We start from the raw sequence: 2,046 nt of genomic DNA, 5'->3' as shown, positions 1-2,046 counted from the left end.
CAGTGAACCTTTTCCAACCTCACGCTGATGCGTGGTGAAGGACGAGGACGGCCTTCACCACGTCGGTGATTCGGTTGGTGCTGCAGCGGAGCTTCCGCAGGAGGCGCCAGCCCTTGATAATGGCCATGGCCCGCTCGCCGAGGCAGCGGATCTTGGCGTGACTGCTGTTGTAACGTCGCTTCCAGCGCTTGAGCCGGCGGCCCCGAAACGGTACGCGGACGGGTCCGCCGGCGCCTTGATATGCCTTGTCCGCCCAGCATTTGAGTTCCGCATCGGCGAGGGCTTCGATGATGCCGTGCTGCCGCGCGGCGGTCAGGTCGTGAGTCGAGCCGGGCAGAGCCGGCGAGGCCCAGAGCAGCCGTCCGAACGGATCGGTGAGGACCTGGACGTTCATGCCGTGGCGTTTGTGTTTCCCGGAGTAGTACGGGGTGTCGGCGGCGATGCGGTCGATCGGCAGCAGGGTGCCGTCGAGGATCACGAACGCCTTCGTTCGGATCGTCTTCATCGCCTCGGCCAGGGACGGGGCGAGGGCGGCCAGGGCCTCGACGGCTTCACGTATGTAGCGGTAGACGGTCGCGATCCCGATGTCGAACCCGGCAGCGAGCTGGGCGTAGGTGTCACCGCACCGTAGATGGGCCAGGGCGAGCAGTGCCTGACGTGCGGCGGGAAGGCGCCGCCACCGCGTTCCGATCTCCTGCCGCCGGGCTGTCAGTTGTCCGGTCAGGAACCGCAGGGTGCGGCTGGACAGATTAATCGAGGACGGGTAGACAAGCACGCGAATCTCCTGGCGGATAAGGGTGATCTTGGTCGAGAACCCGTTTACCAGGAGCTTCGTCGCTGCGCAGGACGGTTCAACTCGCGGTCAGGCAACGCAGCTTGAGAAGGGCTCACTGCCCCCATCGTGGCCGATGAGGCGCTGGTGGAGTGGGGACCTGCGTCGGTGTGGCGTGCCGCGGTTTCCCACGAAATCCGGTGGAGTCTCAGCGGCCGGAAGTGGTTGGGTCCTGCTCAGTGCTTCGCTGACACGGCCCGGCACAGTGCGAGGCGCAAAGTCCGAATCGCAGGGCGGTCTGGCCCGCGCGTTGTCGAGTGGTGGAGGTTATCGCGGTGGCTGGTTATGGGGCGCTTTCCGACGTATACGAGTGGCTGATCGGGGACGACAGGTTGACCCCCGCCCAGGCAGCCGCCATTTACTACAGCGATGTCGTGGGCTCTCTGCCGCCCAACGCGCGCGTCCTCGACTGCGCGTGTGGAACCGGACAGCTCGCCGTCGGTCTCGCGAGTCTTGGCCTTGACGTGGTCGCCGCAGACGCCAGCAAGGGGATGGTTCGCCGGACCGAGCAGGCCGCCGACGAGCAGGGTGTCTCGCTTCGAGCCCTCCGCGCGAGCTGGGACGAGCTGCCCGACCACCTGGAGGACTCCACGTTCGATCTGGTGTTCTGCGTCGGCAACTCGCTCGGGCATGCTGAGGGCGCAGCCGGGCGCCTGACCGCACTGGAAGCGATGTCGCGGCTGCTCAATCCGGGCGGACGCCTTGTGCTCCACTCACGCAACTGGGAGCTCGTGCGCTCCGCCGGCTCACGGGTAGACGTCCGCGATCGACTCATCCGCCGCAACGACCGCGATGCGGTCATCAGCTACTACTGGCAGATCGAGCAGCGCTGGGAGCAGGAACACTTCCTCGAGATCGTGGTCGCCCAGATCGAGCCGGATGGGTCAGTGCGAGCCTGCTCGGAGCGGTTGTCCATCTGGCCCTACCGGTACGAGGACCTCGTGGCGCAGTTGCAGAGTGTCGGGCTCACGGTGCAGTCCACCACCTTCGACCCCGAGAGCGATGGGTACCTGGTAGTCGCCAGCCGCGACCAGGCGCGAGGCACGTCGGAGCTGGCGCGCTGATCCGCCTTTCGTCGTCGTTGCCGACCTGCTGGCTCGCGACCGCCTGCAGCGGGTTCTTCGCGAAGTGTTCAGCGCTTGCAGCGGTTGCTGCGGGTACGGTCCTCACCCTGTATCTGACATGCTCAAGCTGAGGTTGGAAACAGCTCAGTG

2 protein-coding genes are annotated in these 2,046 nt (G+C 66.1%); one reads left to right on the top strand and one right to left on the bottom strand.

The annotated features are described in order from the left end of the window. Positions 1-19 precede the first annotated feature (19 nt). A complete protein-coding gene (locus ACIRJT_RS38860; RefSeq protein WP_403919369.1) occupies positions 20-775 on the bottom strand; it encodes a transposase family protein in 756 nt (251 codons plus the stop codon). Positions 776-1,107: 332 nt separating this feature from the next. Here ACIRJT_RS38860 and ACIRJT_RS38855 point away from each other — a divergent pair, with 332 nt between their 5' ends. Further along, positions 1,108-1,896: a class I SAM-dependent methyltransferase gene (locus ACIRJT_RS38855; RefSeq protein WP_403919368.1), complete on the top strand. Its 789-nt coding sequence runs from the start codon at positions 1,108-1,110 to the stop codon at positions 1,894-1,896. Positions 1,897-2,046: the final 150 nt, after the last annotated feature.

The sequence above is a fragment of the Streptomyces sp. NPDC102283 genome, assembly GCF_044766265.1.
Classification (GTDB): domain Bacteria; phylum Actinomycetota; class Actinomycetes; order Streptomycetales; family Streptomycetaceae; genus Streptomyces.
The sequence above is the reverse complement of the archived record's forward strand: the minus strand, read 5'-3'. Positions and strand labels throughout refer to the sequence as shown.